Consider the following 24,293-nt stretch of genomic DNA (forward strand, 5'->3'; position numbering starts at 1 on the left):
GTCGTCAGACGGTCGGCCGGGACGGGTCAGCACTCGATGATGTTGACCGCCAGCCCGCCCCGCGCCGTCTCCTTGTACTTGACCGACATGTCCGCGCCGGTGTCCTTCATCGTCTTGATGACCTTGTCCAGGGACACCTTGTGGGAGCCGTCGCCGCGCATCGCCATGCGCGCCGCCGTGACGGCCTTCACCGCGGCCATGCCGTTGCGCTCGATGCAGGGGATCTGGACCAGGCCGCCCACGGGATCGCAGGTGAGGCCCAGGTTGTGTTCCATGCCGATCTCGGCCGCGTTCTCCACCTGTTCCGGGGAGCCGCCGAGGACCTCGGCCAGCGCGCCCGCCGCCATGGAGCAGGCGGAGCCGACCTCGCCCTGGCAGCCGACCTCGGCGCCGGAGATGGAGGCGTTCTCCTTGAAGAGCATGCCGATCGCGCCCGCGGCGAGCAGGAAGCGGACCACGCCCTCCTCGTCGGCGCCGGGCACGAAGTTCATGTAGTAGTGCAGGACGGCCGGGATGATGCCGGCCGCGCCGTTCGTCGGGGCGGTCACGACCCGGCCCCCGGCCGCGTTCTCCTCGTTGACCGCCATCGCGTAGAGGGTGATCCACTCCATGGCGAGGGCCTTGGGGTCGCCCTCGGAGCGCAGTTTGCGGGCGGTGTTCGCGGCCCGGCGGCGCACCTTCAGACCGCCCGGCAGGATGCCCTCGCGGGACATGCCGCGCGCCACGCACGCCTCCATGACCCGCCAGATCTCCAGCAGTCCGGCGCGGATCTCCTCCTCGGTGCGCCAGGCCCGCTCGTTCTCCAGCATCAGCGCCGAGATGGACAGGCCGGTCTCCTGGGCCATCCGCAGCAGCTCGTCGCCCGTGCGGAAGGGGTACTTCAGCACGGTGTCGTCGAGCTTGATGCGGTCCGCGCCGACCGCTTCCTCGTCGACGACGAAGCCGCCGCCGACCGAGTAGTACGTCTTCGTCAGCAGCTCCGCGCCCGAGGCGTCGTACGCCCACAGCGTCATGCCGTTGGCGTGGTACGGCAGGGCCTTGCGGCGGTGCAGGACCATGTCGTCGTAGGAGAACGCGATCTCGTGCTCGCCCAGCAGGTTCAGCCGGCCGCCGGCCTTGATCGTCTCCACCCGTTCGTCGGCCTTCTCCACGTCCACCGTGCGCGGCGATTCGCCCTCCAGGCCGAGCAGCACCGCCTTGGGCGTGCCGTGGCCGTGGCCGGTGGCGCCGAGCGAGCCGTAGAGCTCCGCGCGGACTTTCGCGGTCGGGGCCAGCAGCTCCTCGTTGCGCAGCCGCCGGGCGAACATCCGGGCCGCGCGCATCGGGCCGACGGTGTGGGAGCTGGACGGGCCGATGCCGATCGAGAACAGGTCGAAGACCGAGATGGCCACGGGGACTCCTGACTACGGGGGTGGTGCAAGGGGTGGTGCAGGGGGACAGGGTGCCCCGCCCCGTACGGAACGGGGCACCCTGAAAGGTTTCTTCGTTATGCGTGCGGACCCGGTGTGTGCGAACCCGGGTACAGCGGGTGCTTGTCGGCCAGGGCCTTCACCCGGGCCTTGAGGGCTTCGGCGTCGTACGACGGCTTCAGCGCCTCGGCGATGACGTCCGCGACCTCCGCGAAGTCCTCGGCCTGGAACCCGCGGGTGGCCAGGGCCGGCGTGCCGATCCGCAGGCCGGACGTCACCATCGGCGGGCGCGGGTCGTCCGGGATCGCGTTCCGGTTGACCGTGATGCCCACCTCGTGGAGGCGGTCCTCGGCCTGCCGGCCGTCCAGCTCCGAGTGGCGCAGGTCGACCAGGACCAGGTGCACGTCCGTGCCGCCGGACAGGACGTCCACGCCCACGGCCCGGACGTCGTCCTTCACCAGACGCTCGGCCAGGATGCGGGCACCCTCCAGCGTACGGCGCTGGCGCTCCTTGAAGTCCTCCGAGGCCGCGACCTTGAAGGCGACCGCCTTGGCCGCGATCACATGCTCCAGCGGACCGCCCTGCTGACCGGGGAAGACGGCGGAGTTGATCTTCTTGGCCAGTTCGGTCGTGGAGAGGATCACACCGCCGCGCGGGCCGCCCAGCGTCTTGTGGGTGGTCGTGGTCACCACGTGCGCGTGCGGCACGGGGTTCGGGTGCAGCCCCGCCGCGACGAGCCCGGCGAAGTGCGCCATGTCGACCATCAGGTACGCGCCGACCTCGTCCGCGATCCGGCGGAACGCGGCGAAGTCCAGCTGCCGCGGGTAGGCCGACCAGCCCGCGACGATCAGCTTCGGCTTCGACTCCTTCGCCAGCCGCTCCACCTCGGCCATGTCGACCCGGCCGTCGTCGCCCACGTGGTAGGCGACGACGTCGTAGAGCTTGCCGGAGAAGTTGATCTTCATGCCGTGGGTCAGGTGCCCGCCGTGCGCGAGGTTCAGGCCCATGATGGTGTCGCCGGGCTTGAGCAGCGCGAACATCGCGGCGGCGTTGGCCTGGGCGCCCGAGTGCGGCTGCACGTTGGCGTGCTCGGCGCCGAACAGCTCCTTGACCCGGTCGATCGCGATCTGCTCGACCACGTCGACGTGTTCACAGCCGCCGTAGTAGCGGCGGCCCGGGTAGCCCTCGGCGTACTTGTTGGTGAGGACCGAGCCCTGCGCCTCCATCACCGCGACCGGGGCGAAGTTCTCCGAGGCGATCATCTCGAGCGTGGACTGCTGCCGGTGCAGCTCGGCGTCGACCGCGGCGGCCACGGCCGGGTCGAGCTCGTGCAGGGGTGTGTTCAGGACGGACATACGGCTACGACTCCTCAGCCGGCGGAGAACGCGGTGTACTCGTCGGCGGAGAGCAGGTCGCCCGGCTCCTCGGCGACCCGCACCTTGAACAGCCAGCCGCCCTCGAAGGGGGCCGAGTTCACCAGTGACGGGTCGTTCACCACGTCCTCGTTGACCTCGGTGACCTCACCGGAGACGGGGGAGTAGAGGTCGGACACCGACTTGGTCGACTCCAGCTCACCGCAGGTCTCGCCCGCGGACACCGTGTCGCCGACCTCGGGGAGCTGGACGAAGACCACGTCGCCGAGCGCGTTGGCCGCGTGCTCCGTGATGCCGACCGTCGAGACGCCGTCCTCGGCGGCCGACAGCCACTCGTGCTCCTTGCTGTAACGCAGCTGCTGGGGGTTGCTCATGGCCTGGATTCTCCTGTACGCGCGGGAGTGCTGATGAAGGGGACTGCTGGTGAGCGCCGTGATGTGCCGGGACCGCTGGTGCGCCCGACGGCCAGTGTCTACTTCTGGCGCTTGTAGAACGGCAGCGCCACGACTTCGTACGGCTCGTGACTGCCCCGGATGTCCACGCCCACGCCGGTCGTGCCGGGCGCGGCGTGCGCGGGATCCACGTACGCCATCGCGATCGGCTTGCCGAGCGTGGGGGAGGGGGCGCCGGAGGTGACCTCGCCGATCACCTCGCCGCCGGCGACGACCGCGTAGCCGGCGCGCGGGACCCGGCGGCCCTCGGCGACGAGCCCGACCAGCACGCGCGGCGGGTTCTGCTCCGCCCTGGCGGCGGCTTCGCGCAGGGCCTCGCGCCCCACGAAGTCGCCCTCCTTCTCGAACTTCACCACGCGGCCGAGCCCGGCGTCGAAGGGCGTCAGCGAGGTGCTCAGCTCGTGCCCGTACAGCGGCATGCCCGCCTCCAGGCGCAGCGTGTCGCGGCAGGACAGCCCGCACGGGACCAGCCCGACGCCCTCGCCGGCCTTGGTCAGGGCCTGCCACAGCTCGACCGCGTGTTCCGGCTTCACGAACAGCTCGAAACCGTCCTCGCCCGTGTAGCCGGTGCGGGCGATCAGGGCCGGGACCCCGGCGACCGTGCCGGGCAGGCCGGCGTAGTACTTCAGCCCGTCGAGGTCGGCGTCGGTGAGGGACTTCAGGATCCCGGGGGACTCCGGGCCCTGGACGGCGATCAGAGCGTAGGCGTCCCGGTCGTCGCGCACCTCGGCGTCGAAGCCGGCGGCGCGCTCGGTCAGCGCGTCCAGGACCACCTGGGCGTTGGAGGCGTTGGCGACGACCATGTACTCGGTCTCGCCCAGCCGGTAGACGATCAGGTCGTCGAGGATGCCGCCGTCGGCCCGGCAGATCATGGTGTAGCGGGCGCGGCCGGGCTTGACGCCGCCGATGTTGCCCACCAGGGCGTAGTCGAGGAGGGCGGCGGCCTGCGGGCCGGCGACGGTGATCTCCCCCATGTGGGAGAGGTCGAAGAGCCCGGCCTTCGTGCGCACGGCGTTGTGCTCGTCGCGCTCGGAGCCGTAGCGCAGGGGCATGTCCCAGCCGGCGAAGTCGGTCATCGTCGCGCCGAGCGAACGATGCAGGGCATCGAGCGCGGTGTGGCGCAGTGGCGTACTGCTCATCGGTCGGTCGTCTCCAAGGGCATGACGGGCGAGGGCGTTCCTCCCCATCTGTCATCGGAACCTGAGAGGTTCGCCATGACCACGGGGGACACGGCTTGCACCTTGGGTGGAGCCACACCCCTTGTCCTGGACAGGGGGATGGCCCGCTTTTCAGATGTGCCTCGCCCGCGCGGTAACGGGGCCTGAGAGATTCAAGGGAGGGACTTGCTCCTTCGGCGCCCCAGCGTCAGCGGTGCTGGGAACTCTCCCGCGCGGATTCAAACGGCCGGTATGCAGTTGGCGCGCACATCATTGCACGCATCGTCGCGGGGCGGCAGGGGCACCACCCTGTAGCAGGGCTGTTGCGGGAAGAGGACTAAAACCAGAGACATCGGGCATTACCTTCTCTTTACACGCGGCGGGGATGGGACTGAAGTACCTGGCCCCAGGGGAGGACGATCACGGTGAACAGGACCACCGCGTACGCCACGACGTCGGGCGTCGCGCTGCCCGAGCAGCCGGCCGCTCCGGCACGGGCGGCCAGCGGCCCGCTGCCGGTGCCGGTCGTCCGCGATCTGCGCGAGCGCGAAGGCCGGGGCCCGCACGCGCTGCTCTTCGGCCCCCGCGACCTCGTCGTGGTCACGGGCCTGCCCGGCAGCGGCAAGTCCACGCTGATGCGGCGCACCGTGCCGGGCCGGCGCATCGACTCCCAGGACACCCGCGACCGCTGGGAAAGCCGCATGCCGCGCTTCCTGCCGTACGGGGTCTACCGCCCGCTCGTCCGCCTCGCCCACTACGCCGGGCTGCGGCGCGCCCTGCGCACCGGCGAGGGCGTCGTCGTGCACGACTGCGGCACCCAGGCCTGGGTCCGCCGCTGGCTGGCCCGCGAGGCCCGCCGCCGGGGCGGCACCCTGCATCTGCTCATGCTCGACGTCACCCCCGAGGAGGCCCTGGCCGGCCAGCGCGACCGGGGCCGCGGCGTCTCGCGGTACGCGTTCCTGCGCCACCGCGCGGCGGCCAACCGCCTGCTGCGCTCGGTGGAGCGGGGCGAACTGCCCGCGGGCTGCGGCTCGGCGATCCTCGTCGACCGGGACGCGGCGGGCACCCTGCGCCGGATCGGCTTCACGGGCTGACCGCCGGCGGCCGGGGAGCCGCTAGCCTTTTGAGCCACAGCAGTGGTTCCAGGCAGGCGGTAGGCAGATGGACTTCCCGGCGGACTTCTCCGCGGACTTCCCGGCGCACACGCAGACCCACCCGCACGGCGGATGGCCCGGCAACGAACTGGAGGAGGTGCTCTCGGCCTCCCTCGGGGCCGGGCCGTCGGCCGGCGGGCGGATCGTCGAGGTGCTCGGCCGGAGTTTCGTCTGGGTTCCCCTGCCCAACGGCGGCGGCCCGCAGAGCGGTCCCCTCGACCTGCCCGGCATCGAGATCGAGGGTCAGGCGTACGTGCCGGTGTTCAGCTCGGAGGAGCAGTTCCGCCAGGTCGTCGGCTCCCACATGTCGTACACGATCGCGCCCGCCGTGGAGTTCGCCCGCGGCCTGCCCCCGCACGCGGGGATAGCCGTCAACCCGGGCGGCGTCGTCGGCATACCCCTCCCGCCGCCCGCGGTGGCCGAGCTCTGCCGGGCCGGGCGGACTCCCTTGGACGGTCCCGCGAGCGGCGGCCGGGTCCGCCTCTTCGAGCCCGACTGGCAGGACGACCCGGTGGACTTCCTCGCCGCCGCCTCCGCCGAGTTCGAGGCCATCGGCGTCGTCCTCACCGCCCGCCGCTGCCTCGCCGCGATCGAGACCGCCGACCCGGTGATGTTCGTGGGCGTCGAACTCTCCCAGTGGGAAGGCGACCTGCGGGCCCTCCCCCTGGAGGCCCTGTCCCGAGCCGTGACCCGGTGCCCGGCCCCGTGGCAGGTCAACCTGGTCCTCCTGGACGTGGCGGAGGACCCGGTGGGCACCTGGATGAGAGACAGGGTCCGACCCTTCTACCAGCGGAGTCTGTAAACGCCCTCAGGGGCAGCGTCCCCAGGGGCGCGGGGAACTGCGCGACAAGCCACGAACGACCTGCACTCGCGAGACGGCACAAAGCCCCGAGCTCCCAGGCGGGCTTAAGCTCCTGGCTCCCGCACGGGCTTAAGCTAGGTCACGGTCGAGGCGTTGTACGAAGGGGCGGTAAAGGTGAGCGCGAGCGGCACGGCCGCGGCCGGACAGGTCGAGCACATGCTGCGCCAGGTCACGCCCGGGCGTTACGACGCCTACGAGGCACTCCTGCGCGCACTCGCGACCCCGCACTCCGGCCAGATCTGGATGCTCCTCTGGCACGGCCAGGCGGGCTCCCCCGACGCCCAGTACGGGAACATGGAGGTCGACGGCTACGGCTACGCCCCCTGTGTGACCTCCGCCCAGGAACTCTCGGCGAGCGGCTGGAACCGCAGTTACGAGGTGGTCGACGGAGTCGACGTCGCCCGCGCCCTCTACCCCGACCACTACGGCCTCTGGCTCAACCCGCACGCCCCGGGCGGCGGCGTCGGCATCCCCTGGCTCGACCTGCGGCGGATCGCCACGGGCCTGGACCGCCAGCCCGCCGGCCCGCTGCGGCTGTCAGAACCGGCCATCGAGCTCCCGCAGTTCTACGCCCTGCTCGCGCAGAACGCCCACCGCACCCCGGCCGTCCGCTCACTGCGCCGGGCCTGGGTGCAGCCCGCGCTGGGCGCGCCGTACCTCGCCATCGGACTGGATGTGTACGACGCCTCGCCGCCGGCCGTGGATTCCGTGCGCGCGATGATGCAGCAGTCCCTCGGTGCCGTACCGGACGGGCTGCCCGTCTCGACCGTCGCCATGTCCGACGAGCACGACCCGGTCGCCATGTGGCTGCGCGCGAGCGCCCGCCCCTTCTACGACCGCGAGGCCCACGCCACCGCACCTGTCCAGGCCCCCGCCTCGGGCTACGGCTACCCCCCGGTCCAGGGCCGCTACTGAGTCGCCCGGCCGGCCCTCGGCAGCCTTCTTTCCTCACCTTCAAACGCGACCGGCTCTCAGCTCTCCGCGCGTAGATAGGGGTGAAAGGCGCGGGTCTGTCCTAAAATGCCCCTATCTCAGCGCGTCCGACCCCCGCAACCCACTGTCCGGATAACGGAACCCCGCAGACAGCATCACGTTTACGCATCCTTTCACCGTCAAGTCTGGCAACAGATCGCCAAAGCATTGAAGACTCCCCGCAAGACACGGGCCGGGTCGGTCTTGTGTACGAGACAAACAAACCGCTACAGCGGCAGCCAGGGGCTCGGCGATCGCCGGCCCGAGAGGGGTCAATCGCACCGTGACCGCACCGATCGAGACCACCGGGGCGGAAGCCGGAGCACAGCCCGAGGCCGTGCTCTCCGGGGTCAAGAAGAGCCAGATCGAAGGGCGCTCGCTCACCCAGATCGCCTGGATGCGCTTCAAGCGGGACAAGGTGGCGATGGCGGGAGGCGTCATCGTCATCCTGCTCACGCTGATGGCGGTGTTCTCCAAGCCGATCCAGTGGATCTTCGACCTCGATCCCAACAAGTTCAACCAGGACCTCATTGACCCCGCGCTGCTCGCCCCCAAGGGCGGCTGGGGCGGAATGAGTTGGGACCACCCGCTCGGCGTGGACCCCCAGTACGGCCGGGACATGCTCGCCCGCATCATCGACGGCTCCTGGGTCTCCCTCCTGGTCGCGGGCGGTGCCACGCTGCTGTCCGTGTGCATCGGCACCGTGCTCGGTGTCATCGCCGGGTACTACGGCGGCTGGATCGACAGCGTGATCAGCAGGCTCATGGACACGTTCCTGGCCTTTCCCCTGCTGCTGTTCGCCATCTCGATCTCGGCCTCGGTGCAGGACGGGTTCTTCGGCCTCGAGGGCCTGTCCCTGCGCATCAGCGTGCTGATCTTCGTGATCGGCTTCTTCAGCTGGCCGTACATCGGCCGCATCGTGCGCGCCCAGACGATGACCCTGCGCAAGCGGGAGTTCATCGAGGCCGCCACGAGCCTCGGGGCACGCGGCCCGTACGTCCTGTTCCGGGAGCTGCTCCCGAACCTCGTCGCGCCGATCCTCGTCTACTCGACGCTGATCATCCCGACGAACATCCTGTTCGAGGCCGCGCTGAGCTTCCTCGGCGTCGGTATCGCTCCGCCGCAGGCCTCCTGGGGCGGCATGCTCAGCAACGCTGTGGATCTCTACACGGCTGATCCGCAGTACATGTTCGTGCCCGGACTGGCGATCTTCATCACCGTCCTGGCCTTCAACCTGCTGGGTGACGGGCTGCGTGACGCCCTCGACCCTCGCAGCAAGTGATCCATCGAATGAGGGGGCTTCCTCAGGTGAAGACGAGAAGGGTGACCGCCGGCGTTGCGTCGGTCCTGGCACTGTCGCTGGGTGCTGCCGCATGTGGCGGCGGAGGTGACGACAACGACGGGAACGGAGGCAACGGCAAGAAGGACGCCGCGCTGACCTCGATCGTCAACCCGTCGAGCAAGAAGGGCGGGACGGTCACGTACGAGCACTCGGACGTGCCCGACTCCCTCGACCCGGGCAACACGTACTACGGCTGGGTGCAGAACTTCTCCCGCCTCTACGGCAGAACGCTCACGTCGTTCAAACCGGCGGCGGGCAAGGAAGGCCTGGAGATCGTGCCGGACCTCGCCGAGTCCCTCGGCAAGGCCAGCCCGGACGCCAAGACCTGGACGTACAAGCTGCGCGCCGGCGTGAAGTTCCAGGACGGCACCCCGGTGACGTCCAAGGACGTGAAGTACGCCATCGAGCGCTCCAACTTCGCGCCCGAGGCCCTGTCGAACGGCCCGACGTACTTCAAGTCGTACCTGGAGGGCGGCGACAAGTACCAGGGTCCCTACAAGGACAAGTCCGCCGAGGGCATCAAGTCGATCGAGACGCCGGACGACCGGACGATCATCTTCAAGCTGAAGCAGCCGTTCGCCGACTTCGACTACCTCGCGACGTTCTCGCAGACGGCCCCCGTGCCGCAGGCGAAGGACACCGGTGCGAAGTACGTCCAGGCCATCCAGTCCTCCGGCCCGTACCAGTTCCAGTCCTACGAGGAGGGCCGCGGCGCCACCCTCGTGCGCAACAAGCAGTGGGACGCCAAGACGGACCCGATCCGCAAGGCCCTGCCGGACAAGATCACGATCAAGTTCAAGGTCAACCCGGTCACGGTCGACAACAACCTGCTCTCCGACAAGATCACGGCTGACGCGGCCGGCACGGGTGTGCAGCCGCAGACCCAGCCGAAGGTGCTGCAGGGCAAGTACGCCAACCAGACGGACAGCTCGTACGCCGGCGCGACGCAGTACATCGCGCTCAACGTCAACGTGAAGCCGTTCGACAACGCCGACTGCCGCAAGGCCGTCCAGTGGGGCCTCGACAAGCAGTCGGTGCTCGACGCCATGGGCGGTTCGCCGAAGGGCGACGTGGCGACCACGCTGCTGCCGCCGTCGGTGAACGGCTACACCAAGTTCGACACCTACGCGACCGACGGTCACAAGGGTGACGTGGCCAAGGCCAAGGCGGCGCTGAAGGCGTGCGGCAAGCCGAACGGCTTCAACACGATCCTGACGGCCCGCTCCGACCGGCCCGCCGAGGTCGCGGCGGCGACCGCCGTCCAGGCGTCGCTGAAGAAGATCGGCATCAACATCGAGATCAAGCAGTTCCCCTCCGGCAAGTACTTCTCCAACTTCGCCGGTGTCCCGAGCTACGTCCACGACAACAAGCTCGGCATGCTCTCGATGGCGTGGGGCGCCGACTGGCCGACCGGCTACGGCTTCCTCGACCAGATCGTCAACGGCGCGGCCATCAAGCCCTCGGGCGGCAACAACCTGATGGAGCTGGACGACCCGAAGATCAACAAGGCCCTGACGGACGCGATCGCCAACACCGACGATGCGGCCCGCACCAAGGCCTGGGGTGACATCGACAAGATGGTCCTCGACAACGCCTCGGTCGTCCCGCTGGTCTACCGCAAGAACCTGCTGCTCCGGCCGACGTCGGCGAACAACGTCACGGTCACGCAGGCCTACCTCGGCATGTACGACTACCTGCTGATGAGCTCCTCGAAGTAATTCAGCAGGCCGGATCCTTTCGAAAGGCAGGTGAAGGCACCGGGTGGCCGCGGCGGACGACCCCGCCGCGGCCACCCGGGGCCGTACCGCTGTGGCTGCGTACATCCTCCGACGCGTCATGGGCGCAGTGCTGTTGCTGCTGGTGGTCAGCGCAGTCACCTTCGCCATCTTCTTCCTGGTCCCCCGCATCGGGGGGCAGACGGCCGACCAGTTGGCCACCCAGTACGTCGGCAAGGACGCGAACCCCGCCTCCGTCGCCGCGATCAAGCAGAACCTGGGTCTGGACCAGCCGGTCTATGTCCAGTACTGGGAGTTCATCAAGGGCCTCGTGGTGGGCGCCGACTACAAGTTCGGCCCTGACGCGACGCACTGCAGCGCACCCTGCTTCGGGTACTCCTTCAAGAGCCACATCGAGGTGTGGCCGCAGTTGGAGCAGCGGATCCCGGTCTCCTTCTCGCTGGCCATCGGTGCGGCGGCGATCTGGCTGATCTCCGGTGTGACGACCGGTGTCATCTCGGCACTGCGCAAGGGCAAGCCGATCGACCGCGCCGCCATGTTCATCGCCCTCGCCGGCGTCTCCCTGCCGATCTTCTTCACCGGTCAGGTCCTGCTCGCGCTCTTCGTCTACGAGATCCCCATCTGGGAGAGCATCGACTACGTCCCGTTCACGGAGAACCCCGCCGAATGGGCCTGGCACCTGATCCTGCCCTGGGTCAGCCTCGCGTTCCTCTTCTCCGCGCTCTACGCCCGGCTCACCCGGGCGGGCATGCTGGAGACGATGAGCGAGGACTACATCAGAACGGCCAGGGCCAAGGGCCTGAAGGAGACCACGGTCGTCACCAAGCACGGCCTGCGCTCCGCGCTCACGCCGATCGTCACCATCTTCGGCATGGACTTCGGCACCCTCGTCGGCACCGCGGTGCTCACCGAGACCGTGTTCTCCCTTCAGGGCATCGGCGCATACTCGGTACAGGCCATCAAGGACAACGACCTGCCCATCGTGATGGGCGTGACCCTGGTCGCCGCGTTCTTCATCGTCTTCTGCAATCTCGTCGTCGACCTGGTGTACGCCGCCATCGACCCCCGGGTGAGGTACTCGTGAGCAAGCTCGACAAAGCCGCGCTCGGCGAACCGGACACCGTCGCCCCGTCCGTGGACGACGACGTGTTCCTGTCCGTCCGCGATCTGCGCGTCCACTTCGACACGGACGACGGCCTGGTCAAGTCGGTGGACGGCGTCAGCTTCGACGTGCGCAAGGGCAAGACCCTGGGCATCGTGGGCGAGTCCGGCTCCGGCAAGTCCGTCACCTCGCTCGGCGTGATGGGCCTGCACCGCTCGGCGCGCGCTCACGTCTCCGGCGAGGTCTGGCTGGACGGCCAGGAGCTGATCGCGGCCGACCCCGACGACGTACGGCGGCTGCGCGGCCGGAAGATGGCCATGATCTTCCAGGACCCGCTGTCGGCGATGCACCCCTACTACTCGGTCGGACACCAGATCGTCGAGGCGTACCGGGTCCACAACGACGTCAGCAAGAAGGCGGCCCGGCAGCGGGCCATCGAGATGCTGGACCGGGTCGGCATCCCCGAGCCCGCCAAGCGCGTGGACGGCTACCCGCACGAGTTCTCCGGCGGTATGCGCCAGCGCGCCATGATCGCCATGGCGCTGGTGAACAACCCCGAGCTGCTCATCGCCGACGAGCCGACCACCGCCCTGGACGTCACCGTGCAGGCGCAGATCCTCGACCTGATCCACGATCTGCAGAAGGAGTTCGGCTCCGCGGTCATCATGATCACCCACGATCTGGGCGTGGTCGCCGAGATGGCCGACGACCTGCTGGTCATGTACGGCGGCCGGTGCGTCGAGCGCGGTCCCGCCGAGGACGTGTTCTCCGAGCCCCGGCACCCCTACACCTGGGGCCTGCTCGGCTCGATGCCGCGCCTGGACCGCGAGGAGACCGACCGGCTCATCCCGATCAAGGGCGCGCCGCCCTCCCTCATCAACCTCCCGTCCGGCTGCGCCTTCCACCCGCGCTGCCCGTACGCGGACATCCCGAAGGACAACGTCACCCGCACGGTCCGCCCCGAGCTGACCGAGGTCGGCGGCTCGCACTGGGCCGCCTGCCACATGACGCAGGAGCAGCGGGAGCGTATCTGGACCGAAGAGATTGCGCCGAAGCTGTGAGCGACGACAAAGCGGTGAGCACACCGGAAACCAGCGGGAGCACCCTCACCCAGGACACCGCCGCCGACGGCGAGGTCCTGCTGAAGGTGACCGGCCTGCAGAAGCACTTCCCGATCCGCAAGGGCCTGCTCCAGCGGCAGACCGGCGCGGTGCGCGCCGTCGACGGCATCGACTTCGAGGTCCGCAAGGGCGAGACGCTCGGTGTCGTCGGTGAGTCGGGCTGCGGCAAGTCCACCATGGGCCGGCTGATCACGCGGCTGCTCGAACCGACCGGCGGCACGGTCGAGTTCGAGGGCAGGGACATCACGCACCTGAAGACCGGCGAGCTGCGCCCGATGCGCCGCGACGTGCAGATGATCTTCCAGGACCCGTACTCCTCGCTGAACCCCCGGCACACGATCGGCACGATCGTCGGCGCCCCCTTCCGGCTCCAGGGCGTCGAACCCGAGGGCGGAGTGAAGAAGGAGGTCCAGCGGCTGCTGTCGGTGGTCGGCCTCAACCCCGAGCACTACAACCGCTACCCGCACGAGTTCTCCGGCGGCCAGCGCCAGCGCATCGGCATCGCCCGCGCGCTCGCCCTCAACCCCAAGCTGGTGGTGGCGGACGAGCCGGTCTCCGCGCTGGACGTGTCGATCCAGGCGCAGGTGGTGAACCTGCTGGACGACCTCCAGCAGGAGCTGGGCCTGACGTACGTGATCATCGCGCACGACCTGTCGGTCGTCCGGCACGTCTCGGACCGGATCGCGGTGATGTACCTCGGCAAGATCGTCGAGCTGGCCGAGCGCGACCAGCTGTACAAGTCGCCGATGCACCCGTACTCCAAGGCCCTGCTGTCGGCCGTGCCGATACCGGATCCCAAGCGCCGGGGCGCCAAGAGCGAGCGCATCCTGCTCAAGGGCGACGTGCCCTCGCCGATCGCCCCGCCGAGCGGCTGCCGCTTCCACACCCGGTGCTGGAAGGCGACGGAGATCTGCAAGACCACGGAGCCGCCGCTGGTGGAGCTGCGCGCCGGGCAGCGCGTCGCCTGCCACCACCCGGAGAACTTCGAGGACCAGCAGCCGCAGGACACCAAGCTGCTCTCCTCGGCCAAGGAGGCCGCGGCCGGCAACGGCGACGCCACCCCCGCGGAGAAGTGACCCCCCCGAGCCCCCGGCCCTAGGGGGTGTCCGCAAGGTCCCGCCTGCCCTGCGGCGTCCGGCACGCACTCTCGCCGCACCGGCCGAAAGCCCGAGTACGCCCAGTACTAGGGCTTCCGGCCGGCACTCCCCCAGCCTTCGGCCGGGGGGACCCCCAGAGCACGCACCGGACGCCGCAGGGCCCGCCCTCCGGGCGGACGCCGGGACCTTGCGGACACCCCCTGGCACCTCAGGGCGGGGGCTCACCCGTGGGTAAAAATGTTCGGGTGCTCCAGCAACTCTTCAGCCCGTCCGTCCAGCACACGCTCGACCTGATCGGCATCTTCGTCTTCGCGATCTCCGGCGCCCTGCTGGCCGTGCGCAAGAACTTCGACGTGTTCGGCATCGCCGTGCTCGCCGAGGTCACCGCGCTGGGCGGCGGGCTCTTCCGTGACCTGGTGATCGGGGCCGTACCGCCCGCCGCCTTCACGGACCTGGGGTACTTCCTGACCCCGCTGCTCGCCACCCTCCTCGTCTTCTTCCTGCACCCGCAGGTGGAGCGCATCCAGGTCGCCGTGAACGTCTTCGACGCGGCCGGCCTCGGCCTGTTCTGCGTCGCCGGCACCATCAAGGCGTACGAGTACGGGCTCGGCCTGACCGCCTCCGCCGGCCTGGGCCTGACCACCGCGGTGGGCGGCGGTGTGCTGCGGGACGTCCTCGCCAACGAGGTGCCCTCGCTGCTGCGCTGGGACCGCGACCTGTACGCGGTCCCGGCGATCGTCGGCGCCGCCCTGGTCGCCCTGTGCATCCGCTACGACGCCCTGAACCCGCTCACCAGCGGCCTCGCGGTGATCACCGCCTTCGTACTGCGCCTGCTCGCGATGCGGTTCCACTGGCGAGCTCCGCGGGCCTGGCACCGGCGGTCGACGGTGAGCGAGGAGGAGCAGCCCGTCCTGCCGTGACGTGGCCGAGGCCCGTCACCTCCGTCAGCCAGCGGAACGCCGGAACCACCTGCGGCCGCCACAGCGCCATGGTGTGACCGCCCGCGCTGCGCGGGATGTACACCACGTGCACGGTCGTCGGCGCCTTCGCGGCCTGCTCCAGGGCGACGGCCGCCTCGTAGCCGTCGTGCGGCTGGCCGGAGAGGTAGAGCGAGACGCGCGGCGGGACGGGCGCCCTGCGCAGCAGCAGGTAGGGGTTGTTCCCGGCCCGCAGGGCGGGCGTCTGCGCGGCGAGCGAATCGCGTTCGCCGATCGGGTCGTTGTAGCCGGACAGGCTGACGGCGGCCCCGTAGCGGTCGGGGTGGGCGACGGCGAGCTTGGCCGCGCAGTGCGCCCCGGCCGAGTAGCCGGCCACGGCCCAGCCCCGCGGGGCGGACTCGGCGCGGAAGTTGTCCATGACCATCATCGGCACGTCGACGCTCAGCCAGGTGTCGGCGTTGACCGTGCCCGGGATGTTGGCGCAGCCCGTGTCCACCCCGGCCAGCAGATTGGTGCGCGGCGCGACCAGGATGAACGGGGCGACCTGCCCGTCCCGCATCAGCGGCTCCAGCTGCTCGTGCGCGTGCAGCGAGCCGAACCAGGCCTTCGCCGAGCCGGGGTAGCCGGGCAGCAGCTCCACGACCGGGAACCTGTGGTGCCGGTAGGCCGGTTCGTCGTACTGCGGCGGGAGCCAGACGTAGACCTCGGCGTTCACGCCCGACACCCGGCCCTTGAGCTGGGTGACGCGCACCCCGCCGGCCGCGCCCATGCCGGGCCCGATGGCCGGCCGGAAGGTCTGGCGCAGCTTGGGCAGCCGCTTCAGCGCGATGCCTCCGGTGCCGTCGGCGCCGAGGTCGGCCGCCTGTTGCACGTGGTCGCCGGTGCCGAGCAGGTCGGCCCAGTTGTCGTACAGGTTGTTGGCGTTGTTGACCAGCGTGAAGACCAGCGCCACGGCGGTTCCCTGGGCGAACAGCAGCATCAGCGCGCGCGTCGCGGTGCGCAGGGCGCGGGGGCCGCGGACGCGCGACCACAGGACCAGCGGCAGCGCGAGCGCGACGACCGACAGCGCGATCAGCGTGTAGAGGAACGGAGTCCCGGTGAGGCTCATGTCTCTTCAGAGGGACGGACGGCCTTCCGGGTTTACGGACGTGTGCGGACACTTACCGAGAAATTGCCCGGTCCTCACCCGGGTCCCAGCCGACCAAAGCTACCGCTTAGTAGCTAGTTCTTGTACTGTTCAGCCATGCCAGAGTCAGCCTCCGCCCAGGCCGTCCGGGCCACGATCGGCGCCAGCGAGTTCGACCGCGACACCGCGCTCACCCGACGCGCGCCCGGCGTCTACGACATCGACCTCTCCGCCGGCTGGACGATCATCAGCGCCGTCAACGGCGGCTACCTGCTGGCCGTCCTCGGCCGCGCGCTCGCGGACACCCTGCCGCACGCCGACCCCTTCACGATCTCGGCGCACTACCTGACCGCGTCCCAGCCCGGCCCGGCGGTCGTCCGCACGGACCTCGTCCGCACCGGCCGCACCCTGTCGACCGGCCAGGCCTCCCTCTTCCAGTACGACGACGCGGGCCACGAGGTGGAACGCATCCGCGTCCTCGCCTCCTACGGCGACCTGGACGCCCTGCCCGACGACGTCCGCACCACGGCCCGGCCGCCCGCGATCCCGCCGCTGGAGCACTGCTTCGGCCCGGAGGACGGCCCCGCCCCCGTCGACGGCAGCTCGGCGATCACCGACCGGCTGATGCTCAAGCTGGACCCGTCGACCCTGGGCTGGGCCCTCGGCAAGCCCTCCGGCAAGGGCGAGATGCGGGCCTGGTTCGGGCTCGCGGACGGCCGTGACCACGACCCGCTCTCGCTGCTGCTGGCGGTGGACGCCCTGCCGCCCACCGCCTTCGAACTCGGGCTGAAGGGCTGGGTGCCCACCGTCGAGCTGACCGTGCACGTCCGCTGCCGCCCGGCGCCGGGCCCGCTGCGCGTGTCGATCACCACGCGCAATCTCGCCGGCGGCTTCCTGGAGGAGGACGCCGAGGTGTGGGACAGCGCCGACCGGCTGGTGGCGCAGTCCCGTCAGCTCGCGCGGGTCAGGCTCGGCTGAGCGGCTCGCGCCCCAGCCAGGCCGCCAGCCTGCCGTAGGCGTCGGCGCCCTCGGGGGCCGGCCGGGCCGAGGCGAACGGCGTGTTCCCGTCGCGCTGTTCGTCCGGCAGCATGCGCCGGGCGACCGTCAGCGCGAACTCGGCGAGCTCCGGGTCGAGTGCACGCGGATGCCCCAGGGCCTCCGACAGGTCCCAGGTGTGCGTCACCGTCTCCAGGACGTAGGCCGACAGGGCCGCCCGGCCGGGCATCTCGCCGAACGGCAGGCGCACCACCGCGTCCAGCAGGTCGTCGTCGCCCGCCCAGGCCTTCACGGCCCGGGTCCTGGCCTCGTCGTAAGCGGCCGTCCAGCCGCCGTCCGGCACGCCCTCGGCGAACGGCCGTACCGCGACCGCGTCACCGCCCTCGGCGACGACGGCCACCCGGTGGGCCCCGCCGGTGAGATGGCTCAGCAGGGTGCGCACGTCGAACTCGGTGCACGGCGTGGGGCCGTCCAGCTGCTCCGCGCGGACGGACGCGATGAGTTGGGCGGCCTGCTCCGTGGCGCGGCCGAACAGCGGGCGGGGATCGTTGGTCATGAAACTCCTCCTGAGTGCGTGGACAGGAGGAGCATGGCCGGAAAACCTGACAGCCGCCGTCAACATTTGCCCGGGCCCTCGCCCGCCACGATGCTGATGCCGTGAAGTCCGACCGCCTGCTGTCGATCCTGCTGCTCCTCCAGACCCGCGGCCGGGTCCCCGCACGCGAACTCGCCGACCGGCTGGAGGTGTCGGTTCGCACCGTCTACCGCGACGTCGAGTCCCTGTCGGCCGCCGGCGTCCCGGTCTACGCCGAACGCGGCCGGCACGGCGGCATCGAACTGCTCGCCGGGTTCCGTACGGACGTCACGGGTCTGACCGCCGACGAGTCCCGCGCGCTGTTCGTCCTGGCCGCGCAGGGCGCGCACGCCGCCCTCGGCCTGGACGCGGCGTTCGGCTCGGCGCTGCGCAAGGTGATGGCCGCGCTGCCGGCCCCGCACCGCCCGGCCGCCGAGACGGCATCCCGCCGCATCCTCGTCGACGCCACCCGCTGGCGCGGCGGGCCGCAGCGGGCCGTCGACCTGGAGGTGCTGCGCGACGCCGTCTTCGCCGACCGCAGGCTGCGGCTGCGCTACCGGCACAGCGGAGAGCGCCAGGCGCGGACGTACACCGTCGACCCGTACGGCCTCGTCGCCAAGGCCGGCGTCTGGTACCTGGTCGCCGACCGGCGGGGCGAACCCCGGCTCTTCCGGGCGGACCGGGTGCGCTCGGCCCGGCTCCTCGACGAGCCCGTACGGCGGCGCCCGGGCGTCGAACTCGCCGATGCCTGGGAGGGCCTGCGGCGCCAGGTCGAGGAGCGGCCCGGCGGGCTGGACGTCACCCTCCGGGTGCGGCGTGACCGGCTGGACATGTTCCTGCGGCTGACGGCCTTCCTCCCGTCGGAAATCCTCGACGACGACGGTGAGAGCGAGTGGGCGACCGTGCGGCTGACGTACGGGATCCTCCCCGAGACCCGCCAACTGCTCGTCTTCGCCGACCAGGTGGAAGTTCTCTCGCCCCCTCAGGTGCGCGAGGAACTGGCCCGGGCGGCCGCCTCCGTCAAGGAGCTGTACCGGCGCTCGGGCGAGGCCCCGGGGTGAAACGCCCGGTCGGCGGGGTGTCTTGGGATGCGGTCAGTCCAGCCAGTGGTGGCGGCCCAGGCCGATCAGCCGCATCTGCCGCGTCGCCACCTGCGTGACGTGCCGGGTCCGCTCCTCGCGCTCCTGCTCCGGGCCCTCCAGCGCCTCCAGGAAGAGCGACGCGGTGATCAGCATCTGGTCGACGTAGAGGTGCGCGAGCATCAGCAGGTCGTCCTCGGTCCAGCCCGCGGACACCGGGTCCTTGGCCAGCTCGTCCTTGACCTCCTGGGCGAACCGGGCCAGTTGGTCCCTTATCGCCGCGCGGACCGGCTGGACTCCGCCATGTCGTTCACGGGCGATGAAACGGACATGTGCGGGGTACCCGTCGACGTGACGGGCGATCAGCTCGATGGTGCGCGCGATGCGTTCCTCACTGTCGCCCGTGGTGGACACCGTCGTCCGGATCATCGGGTGCAGGCTGCCCAGGGCCTCCTCGACCAGGGCGACGCCCAGATCCGCCGTGGAGCGGAAGTGGCGGTAGAAGGCCGTCGGGGCGACACCGACGGCGCGGGTGACCTCGCGCAGCCCCAGGCTGCTCAGACTCTGCTCCTCCAGCAGCCCGAGGGCCGCGTCCAGGAGTGCCTGCCGGGTCTTCTGCTTCTGTGCCTGCCGGATGCCGAGGCTGTGACTCATACCATGCAGTTAACAACTGTTCTCTGTAATTGGAAAGTCATGGGACAGGCTAGACTGGGAAGTCAGTGAACAACTGTAACTACAACCGTTCACCGAATCTCTGGGGGTTGTTTCCCGTGTTGTTCATCGTCGCCGCACTCCTGCTGCTGGGCTTCGTCCTGGGCACCGTGGCCCACGCGCCGCTCACCTTCTCCGTGGCCACGGGCGTCGTCGTCGCCGTCTGGCTCGGCATCTTCGCGGTCCGCGAGCGCAACGGCCGCCGGCGCCACACCCAGGCCCACTGACGCCGTACACGCTCATCGACCGCCCACCACCGACCCGACACCGGGAGTCGATCACCATGCAGCTCACCGCTCCGGCCACGCGCCGCACCGGTATCCGCGACACCGACGGCATGGCCGTCGCGTCCTTCATCCTGGGCCTGCTCGGCCTCCTCGTCCTGAACGTCTTCCTCGGCCCGATCGCCATCGTGCTGGCGAGCGTCGCCCTGTGGCGCGGCACCCAGCGCCGTGGCCGTGCGTTGCTGGGTCTGGGCCTCGGCGTCGCCGACCTGCTGGTCCTGGCCGCGTTCGTGCAGGCCGACAGCACGATCTCGTGGAGCTTCTGAGCCGCCGCCGGACAGTCCTGCGCCGACGAGCGGCGGCCGGCCCGGGGACGACGGGCCGCAGCCGCGCGGGGAAGCGGTTCCCTTCCCTTCAGCCCCGCCTTCAGGTTCGGCCGGCCTTGATCTGAGGACGGCCGCGGGGGAGCCGTAGAATCGGGCTCACCATGGCTTACCTCGACCACGCCGCGACCACCCCGATGCTCCCGGAGGCGGCAGAGGCGCTCACCGCCCTCCTGGGTGCCACCGGCAACGCGTCCTCCCTCCACGCATCCGGCCGGCAGGCCCGCCGCACCGTCGAGGAGGCCCGCGAGACCCTCGCCGAAGCCCTCGGCGCCCGCCCCAGCGAGGTCGTCTTCACCTCGGGCGGCACGGAGGCCGACAACCTCGCCGTCAAGGGCCTTTACTGGTCACGCCGTGACGCCGACCCGGCCCGCACCCGCGTCCTCGCCAGCCCCGTCGAGCACCACGCGGTCCTCGACGCCGTGCACTGGCTCGGCGAACACGAGGGCGCCACCGTCGAGTACCTGCCGGTCGACATCCACGGCCGCGTCCACCCGGACGCCCTGCGCGAGGCGATCGCCCGCGACCCCGACGACGTGGCCCTCGCCACCGTCATGTGGGCCAACAACGAGATCGGGACGATCCTGCCGATCCGCGAACTCGCCGAGGCAGCCGCCGAGTTCGGTGTCCCGCTGCACTCGGACGCCGTCCAGGCCTTCGGTCAGACCCCCGTGGACTTCGCCGCCTCCGGCCTCGCCGCGATGACGGTGTCGGGCCACAAGATCGGCGGGCCGTACGGCATCGGCGCGCTCATCCTCGGCCGTGAACACACCCCCGTACCCGTCCTGCACGGAGGCGGACAGGAGCGCCACGTCCGCTCCGGCACGCTCGACGTGCCCGCCATCGCCTCCTTCGCGGTCGCCGGGCGGCTGGCCGCCGAGCAGCGCGAGTGGTTCGCCCGCGAGATCGGCGCCCTGCGGGACGCCCTCGTCGCCGCCGTCCGTGAGGCCGTGCCGGACGCGATCCTCGGCGGCGATCCCGACCCGGCGGGACGCCTGCCGGCCAACGCTCACTTCACGTTCCCCGGCTGCGAGGGCGACTCCCTGCTGCTCCTGCTCGACGCCCAGGGCATCGAGTGCTCCACCGGCTCCGCCTGCACCGCCGGCGTCGCCCAGCCCAGCCACGTCCTCCTCGCCACCGGCACCGACCCGGACCTGGCCCGCGGCACCCTCCGCTTCTCCCTCGGCCACACCTCCACGGAGGCCGACATCGAGGCCCTGGCGAAGGCCATCGGCCCGGCGGTGGAACGGGCGCGGGCGGCGGGGCTGACGTAGTAGGCAGCCTCCGTCCTGCCCGACCGGTTAGGCCCGCGCCGTACGCGCCGCGCGCACCAGCCGCATGTACCTGTCCCAGTCCCAGTGCGGGCCCGGGTCCGTGTGGTCCGTGCCCGGGACCTCCACGTGGCCGATGATGTGCTCGCGGTCGACGGGTATGTCGTACCGCGCGCAGATGCGGGCCGTGAGCCGGGCCGAGGCCTCGTACATTGCGTCCGTGAGGTCCTGCGGGCGGTCCACGAAGCCCTCGTGTTCGATGCCGACGCTGCGCTCGTTGTAGTCGCGGTTGCCCGCGTGGTACGCCACGTCCAGCTCGCGGATCATCTGCGTGACATGCCCGTCCTGGCGGACGATGTAGTGCGCGGCCGCCTTGTGCCCCGGGTCCTGGAAGGCCTTCACCGCGCTGTCGAAGCTGCCCTGCGTGACATGGACGACGACCATGTCTATGCCGTAGTCGTCCGGCCGGTCCGCGCGGCGCCAGTTCGCGTCCGACGCGGCCACCCAGCGCGCGCCCGCGTAGTCGACCTCGCCCTCCTTGCGCGGCTTCTCGACGCCGGGCACGCGCCACCACAGCCGGCCCAGCTCGTCACGGGCCAGTACCGCGGACCCCACGGCGGCCGCCGCCCCGCCGATGATCAGGGCCCGCCGCCCGATGCGCCGGTCCGTGTCCTCGGATGCTCTTCTCGCCCCCATGTGATCGCCAACGGATACCCGGCGGCCTTGGTTCCCGCGCCCCGTACCCTGGAAGGGTTATGACTGACACCCCGCAGCGCTCCCGCCCCCTCCGCGTCCTGGCCGCCATGTCCGGCGGAGTCGACTCCGCCGTCGCCGCCGCCCGCGCGGCCGAGGCGGGCCACGACGTGACCGGCGTCCACCTCGCGCTCTCCGCCAACCCCCAATCCTTCCGGACGGGCGCGCGGGGCTGCTGCACCATCGAGGACTCACGCGACGCCCGCCGCGCCGCGGACGTCATCGGCATCCCCTTCTACGTGTGGGACCTCGCCGACCGCTTCCGCGAGGACGTCGTCGAGGACTTCGTCGCGGAGTACGAGGCCGGCCGCACCCCCAACCCCTGCCTGCGCTGCAACGAGAAGATCAAGTTCGCGGCGCTGCTCGACAAGGCGCTGGCGCTGGGCTTCGACGCGGTCTGCACGGGCCACTACGCCAAGGTGATCGAGCACGAGGACGGCACCCGCGAGCTGCACCGCGCCTCCGACATGGCCAAGGACCAGTCGTACGTGCTCGGCGTCCTGGACGACAAGCAGCTCGCCCACGCGATGTTCCCGCTCGGGGACACCGTCACCACCAAGGACGAGATCCGCGCGGAGGCCGAGCGCAGGGGCCTGGCGGTGGCCAAGAAGCCCGACTCGCACGACATCTGCTTCATCGCCGACGGCGACACCCAGGGCTTCCTCGCGAGCCGGCTCGGCCGCTCCGAGGGCGACATCGTCGACGAGTCCGGCAACCGGCTCGGCACGCACGAGGGCGCGTACGGCTTCACCATCGGCCAGCGCAAGGGCCTGCGCATCGGCACCCCGGCGCCCGACGGCAAGCCGCGCTACGTCCTCGACATCTCCCCGGTCACCAACACGGTCACGGTCGGCCCGGCCGACGCGCTGGACGTCAGCGCCCTGACCGCGATCAAGCCGCGCTGGTGCGGCGCCGCCCCCACCGGCCCGGGCGCCTACACGGCCCAGCTCCGCGCCCACGGCGGCGAGACGGAGGTCACCGCCGAGCTGGTCGACGGCCGGCTGGAGGTGTCCTTCGCGGAGCCGGTCCGCGGGGTCGCCCCCGGCCAGGCGATCGTCCTGTACGACGGCACGCGCGTGGTGGGTTCGGCGACGATCGCCTCGACCAGGCGGGCCGCGGCGGGCGTGGCCTGACCCCGCGGGCGTCCGGGGGCAGGCCGTCTCCACGCGCGCGTGCCCCCGTCCCTCTCAACCCCGCACGCTCAGCCCCGTGGGCTCAGCCCCGCGAGAAGAACTCCGCCAGCACCGGCGCCAGCACGTTCGGCTCCACCATGTGCGTCTGGCCCTGGAGCGTCCGGTACGACCCGTCGGGGACACAGTCCGCGATCGCCCGGGCCGCCTCGCGGAGCCAGGCCGGGCTCGCGTCGCCCGCGACCGCCAGGACGGGGACGCCGATCGAGGCCAGCCGGTCCCGGGGGACCCGCCCGTCGCGCATGACGGCGTCGTCGTAGGCGAGGCTCGGGGCGATCGACTCCATGGCGGCCCACATGGGGGACTGGCGGGCGCCCTGGATCACGCCCTCCCCGAGGCCGGTCAGCCGCAGGAACAGCTCGACCGCGTCCCCGCGCCGCCCCTCACCGAGCGCCTCCGTCAGCCGCCGGGTGTACTCCGCGCGTTCCTCGGCCCCCTCCTGCGACATCGCGAACGGCGTCTCGTACACCGCGACCCGCCGCACCGGCAGACCGCTCGCCGCCGCCTCCAGGGCCAGCGCCCCGCCCGACGAGATGCCGTACAGGAACGCCTCGCCGCCCACCGCCTCGATCACCGCCGCCAGGTCCTCGACCTCGCGCTCCACGGCGTAGGGCGCCGTGTCCCCGCTGGCACCGCGGCCCCGGCGGTCGTAGACCACGGCCTGGAAACGCTCGGACAGCGACACTGCGAGCGGCGCCAGGGTGCCGCCCGTCGACATCGCACCGCTCACCAGGACGACCGAGGGGCCCCGGCCGGTGCTCTCGTACGCGATGCGGGTGCCGTCACGCGAAAGGATCCTCTTGTCCATGTCAGTGCAGACTGCCGCACGACGCGGTGTTCATGGGTGAGGCGGGCCGTGCGTCAGCCGATCACAACACTTCGACTTCGTAGAAGCACAGGTGGTCCTTGATCTCCGCGACGTCCGGCTTCGGGTCCGGATACGCCCAGACGAGGTCCGCGGCGTCCGGCAGCGACCAGTAGGACGCGGTGCCCTTGAACGGGCAGTACGTGCGCGTGCCGGACGGGGTCAGCAGATCGAGGCGGACGTCCTCGGCCGGAATGTAGTAGCGGTCGGGACAGCCCGTCTCGCGCAGGAGCAGCGGCTGGTCGCTCTCTGCCAGGACCTGCCCGGCGTGCGCCACGCGCACGGGCCGGTCACTCTTCTCGACGGTGATGCGATGCCCGGTGGTCACGATCGCCCTCCTTGGGTAGCCGACTCCCCGGATACAGCGCAGGCTGAAGCGGAGTTCTTCCCTCGCCGCAGGAGGCCA

Annotated in this window: 25 protein-coding genes and 1 riboswitch; of the genes, 15 read left to right on the forward strand and 10 right to left on the reverse strand. The window is 70.9% G+C overall.

Annotated elements, in window-relative coordinates; genetic code table 11:
• Nucleotides 1-26 precede the first annotated feature (26 nt).
• The 4 genes from ACIBL4_RS28275 to gcvT form a co-directional block, all read right to left on the reverse strand.
• On the reverse strand, nt 27-1,391 hold the full coding sequence (locus ACIBL4_RS28275; protein ID WP_399414632.1) for an L-serine ammonia-lyase: 1,365 nt from the start codon (nt 1,389-1,391) through the stop codon (nt 27-29).
• A 95-nt stretch (nt 1,392-1,486) separates the two neighbouring features.
• Entirely contained in the window at nt 1,487-2,764 is a 1,278-nt protein-coding gene (gene glyA / locus ACIBL4_RS28280; RefSeq protein WP_399414633.1) for a serine hydroxymethyltransferase, read from the reverse strand.
• 14 nt (nt 2,765-2,778) lie between these two features.
• Nucleotides 2,779-3,156, reverse strand: coding sequence for a glycine cleavage system protein GcvH (gene gcvH, locus ACIBL4_RS28285; RefSeq protein WP_020276709.1), 378 nt, complete (start codon nt 3,154-3,156; stop codon nt 2,779-2,781).
• 98 nt (nt 3,157-3,254) lie between these two features.
• Complete coding sequence (gene gcvT / locus ACIBL4_RS28290; RefSeq protein WP_399414634.1) at nt 3,255-4,373, reverse strand: glycine cleavage system aminomethyltransferase GcvT; 1,119 nt, start codon at nt 4,371-4,373, stop codon at nt 3,255-3,257.
• A gap of 160 nt (nt 4,374-4,533) precedes the next feature.
• Nucleotides 4,534-4,633: riboswitch (glycine riboswitch) on the reverse strand.
• 183 nt (nt 4,634-4,816) lie between these two features.
• Between gcvT and ACIBL4_RS28295 the strand changes: the two genes are divergently transcribed.
• From ACIBL4_RS28295 to ACIBL4_RS28335, 9 genes are all read left to right on the forward strand, one after another.
• The gene (locus tag ACIBL4_RS28295) at nt 4,817-5,485 is read left to right on the forward strand and encodes an AAA family ATPase (RefSeq protein ID WP_399414635.1); all 669 of its coding nucleotides are present in this window, start codon (nt 4,817-4,819) and stop codon (nt 5,483-5,485) included.
• 67 nt (nt 5,486-5,552) lie between these two features.
• Nucleotides 5,553-6,347: an enhanced serine sensitivity protein SseB gene (locus ACIBL4_RS28300; protein WP_399414636.1), complete on the forward strand. Its 795-nt coding sequence runs from the start codon at nt 5,553-5,555 to the stop codon at nt 6,345-6,347.
• 174 nt (nt 6,348-6,521) lie between these two features.
• Entirely contained in the window at nt 6,522-7,322 is an 801-nt protein-coding gene (locus tag ACIBL4_RS28305) for an enhanced serine sensitivity protein SseB C-terminal domain-containing protein (protein WP_399414637.1), read from the forward strand.
• Between the two features lie 340 nt (nt 7,323-7,662).
• The gene (locus ACIBL4_RS28310) at nt 7,663-8,661 is read left to right on the forward strand and encodes an ABC transporter permease (RefSeq protein ID WP_399414638.1); all 999 of its coding nucleotides are present in this window, start codon (nt 7,663-7,665) and stop codon (nt 8,659-8,661) included.
• A gap of 8 nt (nt 8,662-8,669) precedes the next feature.
• The gene (locus tag ACIBL4_RS28315) at nt 8,670-10,439 is read left to right on the forward strand and encodes an ABC transporter substrate-binding protein (protein WP_399414639.1); all 1,770 of its coding nucleotides are present in this window, start codon (nt 8,670-8,672) and stop codon (nt 10,437-10,439) included.
• 91 nt (nt 10,440-10,530) lie between these two features.
• Complete coding sequence (locus tag ACIBL4_RS28320) at nt 10,531-11,541, forward strand: ABC transporter permease (protein WP_399414847.1); 1,011 nt, start codon at nt 10,531-10,533, stop codon at nt 11,539-11,541.
• Nucleotides 11,538-12,620 (forward strand): ABC transporter ATP-binding protein, encoded by a 1,083-nt coding sequence (locus ACIBL4_RS28325; RefSeq protein WP_399414640.1) that lies wholly within the window; start codon nt 11,538-11,540, stop codon nt 12,618-12,620. Before ACIBL4_RS28320 ends, ACIBL4_RS28325 begins: the two co-directional genes overlap by 4 nt.
• Nucleotides 12,621-12,634: 14 nt before the next feature.
• Nucleotides 12,635-13,756: an ABC transporter ATP-binding protein gene (locus tag ACIBL4_RS28330; protein ID WP_399414641.1), complete on the forward strand. Its 1,122-nt coding sequence runs from the start codon at nt 12,635-12,637 to the stop codon at nt 13,754-13,756.
• Nucleotides 13,757-14,022: 266 nt separating this feature from the next.
• Nucleotides 14,023-14,697, forward strand: coding sequence for a trimeric intracellular cation channel family protein (locus tag ACIBL4_RS28335; protein WP_307177611.1), 675 nt, complete (start codon nt 14,023-14,025; stop codon nt 14,695-14,697).
• Here ACIBL4_RS28335 and ACIBL4_RS28340 read toward each other — a convergent pair.
• Complete coding sequence (locus ACIBL4_RS28340; protein WP_399414642.1) at nt 14,588-15,823, reverse strand: alpha/beta hydrolase; 1,236 nt, start codon at nt 15,821-15,823, stop codon at nt 14,588-14,590. The genes ACIBL4_RS28335 and ACIBL4_RS28340 overlap by 110 nt on opposite strands.
• Nucleotides 15,824-15,958: 135 nt before the next feature.
• Between ACIBL4_RS28340 and ACIBL4_RS28345 the strand changes: the two genes are divergently transcribed.
• Nucleotides 15,959-16,819: a thioesterase family protein gene (locus ACIBL4_RS28345; protein ID WP_399414643.1), complete on the forward strand. Its 861-nt coding sequence runs from the start codon at nt 15,959-15,961 to the stop codon at nt 16,817-16,819.
• Here ACIBL4_RS28345 and ACIBL4_RS28350 read toward each other — a convergent pair.
• Nucleotides 16,806-17,393, reverse strand: coding sequence for a TIGR03086 family metal-binding protein (locus ACIBL4_RS28350; RefSeq protein ID WP_399414644.1), 588 nt, complete (start codon nt 17,391-17,393; stop codon nt 16,806-16,808). The genes ACIBL4_RS28345 and ACIBL4_RS28350 overlap by 14 nt on opposite strands.
• 101 nt (nt 17,394-17,494) lie before the next feature.
• Between ACIBL4_RS28350 and ACIBL4_RS28355 the strand changes: the two genes are divergently transcribed.
• The gene (locus tag ACIBL4_RS28355; protein WP_399414645.1) at nt 17,495-18,472 is read left to right on the forward strand and encodes a helix-turn-helix transcriptional regulator; all 978 of its coding nucleotides are present in this window, start codon (nt 17,495-17,497) and stop codon (nt 18,470-18,472) included.
• Between the two features lie 33 nt (nt 18,473-18,505).
• Here ACIBL4_RS28355 and ACIBL4_RS28360 read toward each other — a convergent pair whose 3' ends face one another.
• Nucleotides 18,506-19,144 (reverse strand): TetR family transcriptional regulator, encoded by a 639-nt coding sequence (locus ACIBL4_RS28360; protein WP_399414646.1) that lies wholly within the window; start codon nt 19,142-19,144, stop codon nt 18,506-18,508.
• Nucleotides 19,145-19,260: 116 nt separating this feature from the next.
• Between ACIBL4_RS28360 and ACIBL4_RS28365 the strand changes: the two genes are divergently transcribed.
• The 3 genes from ACIBL4_RS28365 (at nt 19,261) to ACIBL4_RS28375 (ending at nt 21,082) form a co-directional block, all read left to right on the forward strand.
• The gene (locus ACIBL4_RS28365) at nt 19,261-19,428 is read left to right on the forward strand and encodes a hypothetical protein (RefSeq protein ID WP_399414647.1); all 168 of its coding nucleotides are present in this window, start codon (nt 19,261-19,263) and stop codon (nt 19,426-19,428) included.
• 56 nt (nt 19,429-19,484) lie between these two features.
• Complete coding sequence (locus ACIBL4_RS28370) at nt 19,485-19,751, forward strand: hypothetical protein (RefSeq protein ID WP_020276693.1); 267 nt, start codon at nt 19,485-19,487, stop codon at nt 19,749-19,751.
• Between the two features lie 161 nt (nt 19,752-19,912).
• Nucleotides 19,913-21,082 carry a cysteine desulfurase family protein gene (locus ACIBL4_RS28375; protein ID WP_399414648.1) on the forward strand — a complete coding sequence of 390 codons (1,170 nt, stop codon included), beginning with the start codon at nt 19,913-19,915 and terminating at the stop codon, nt 21,080-21,082.
• 27 nt (nt 21,083-21,109) lie between these two features.
• Here ACIBL4_RS28375 and ACIBL4_RS28380 read toward each other — a convergent pair whose 3' ends face one another.
• Nucleotides 21,110-21,775 (reverse strand): N-acetylmuramoyl-L-alanine amidase, encoded by a 666-nt coding sequence (locus ACIBL4_RS28380; protein ID WP_399414649.1) that lies wholly within the window; start codon nt 21,773-21,775, stop codon nt 21,110-21,112.
• A 59-nt stretch (nt 21,776-21,834) separates the two neighbouring features.
• Here ACIBL4_RS28380 and mnmA point away from each other — a divergent pair, with 59 nt between their 5' ends.
• Nucleotides 21,835-22,965: a tRNA 2-thiouridine(34) synthase MnmA gene (gene mnmA / locus ACIBL4_RS28385; RefSeq protein ID WP_399414650.1), complete on the forward strand. Its 1,131-nt coding sequence runs from the start codon at nt 21,835-21,837 to the stop codon at nt 22,963-22,965.
• A gap of 82 nt (nt 22,966-23,047) precedes the next feature.
• Here mnmA and ACIBL4_RS28390 read toward each other — a convergent pair whose 3' ends face one another.
• Both ACIBL4_RS28390 and ACIBL4_RS28395 read right to left on the reverse strand, forming a co-directional pair.
• The gene (locus ACIBL4_RS28390) at nt 23,048-23,830 is read right to left on the reverse strand and encodes an alpha/beta fold hydrolase (protein WP_399414651.1); all 783 of its coding nucleotides are present in this window, start codon (nt 23,828-23,830) and stop codon (nt 23,048-23,050) included.
• A gap of 61 nt (nt 23,831-23,891) precedes the next feature.
• The gene (locus tag ACIBL4_RS28395) at nt 23,892-24,215 is read right to left on the reverse strand and encodes a DUF427 domain-containing protein (protein WP_399414652.1); all 324 of its coding nucleotides are present in this window, start codon (nt 24,213-24,215) and stop codon (nt 23,892-23,894) included.
• Between the last annotated feature and the right edge of the window lie 78 nt (nt 24,216-24,293).

Source organism: Streptomyces sp. NPDC050416 (genome assembly GCF_044458845.1).
Lineage (GTDB): Bacteria > Actinomycetota > Actinomycetes > Streptomycetales > Streptomycetaceae > Streptomyces.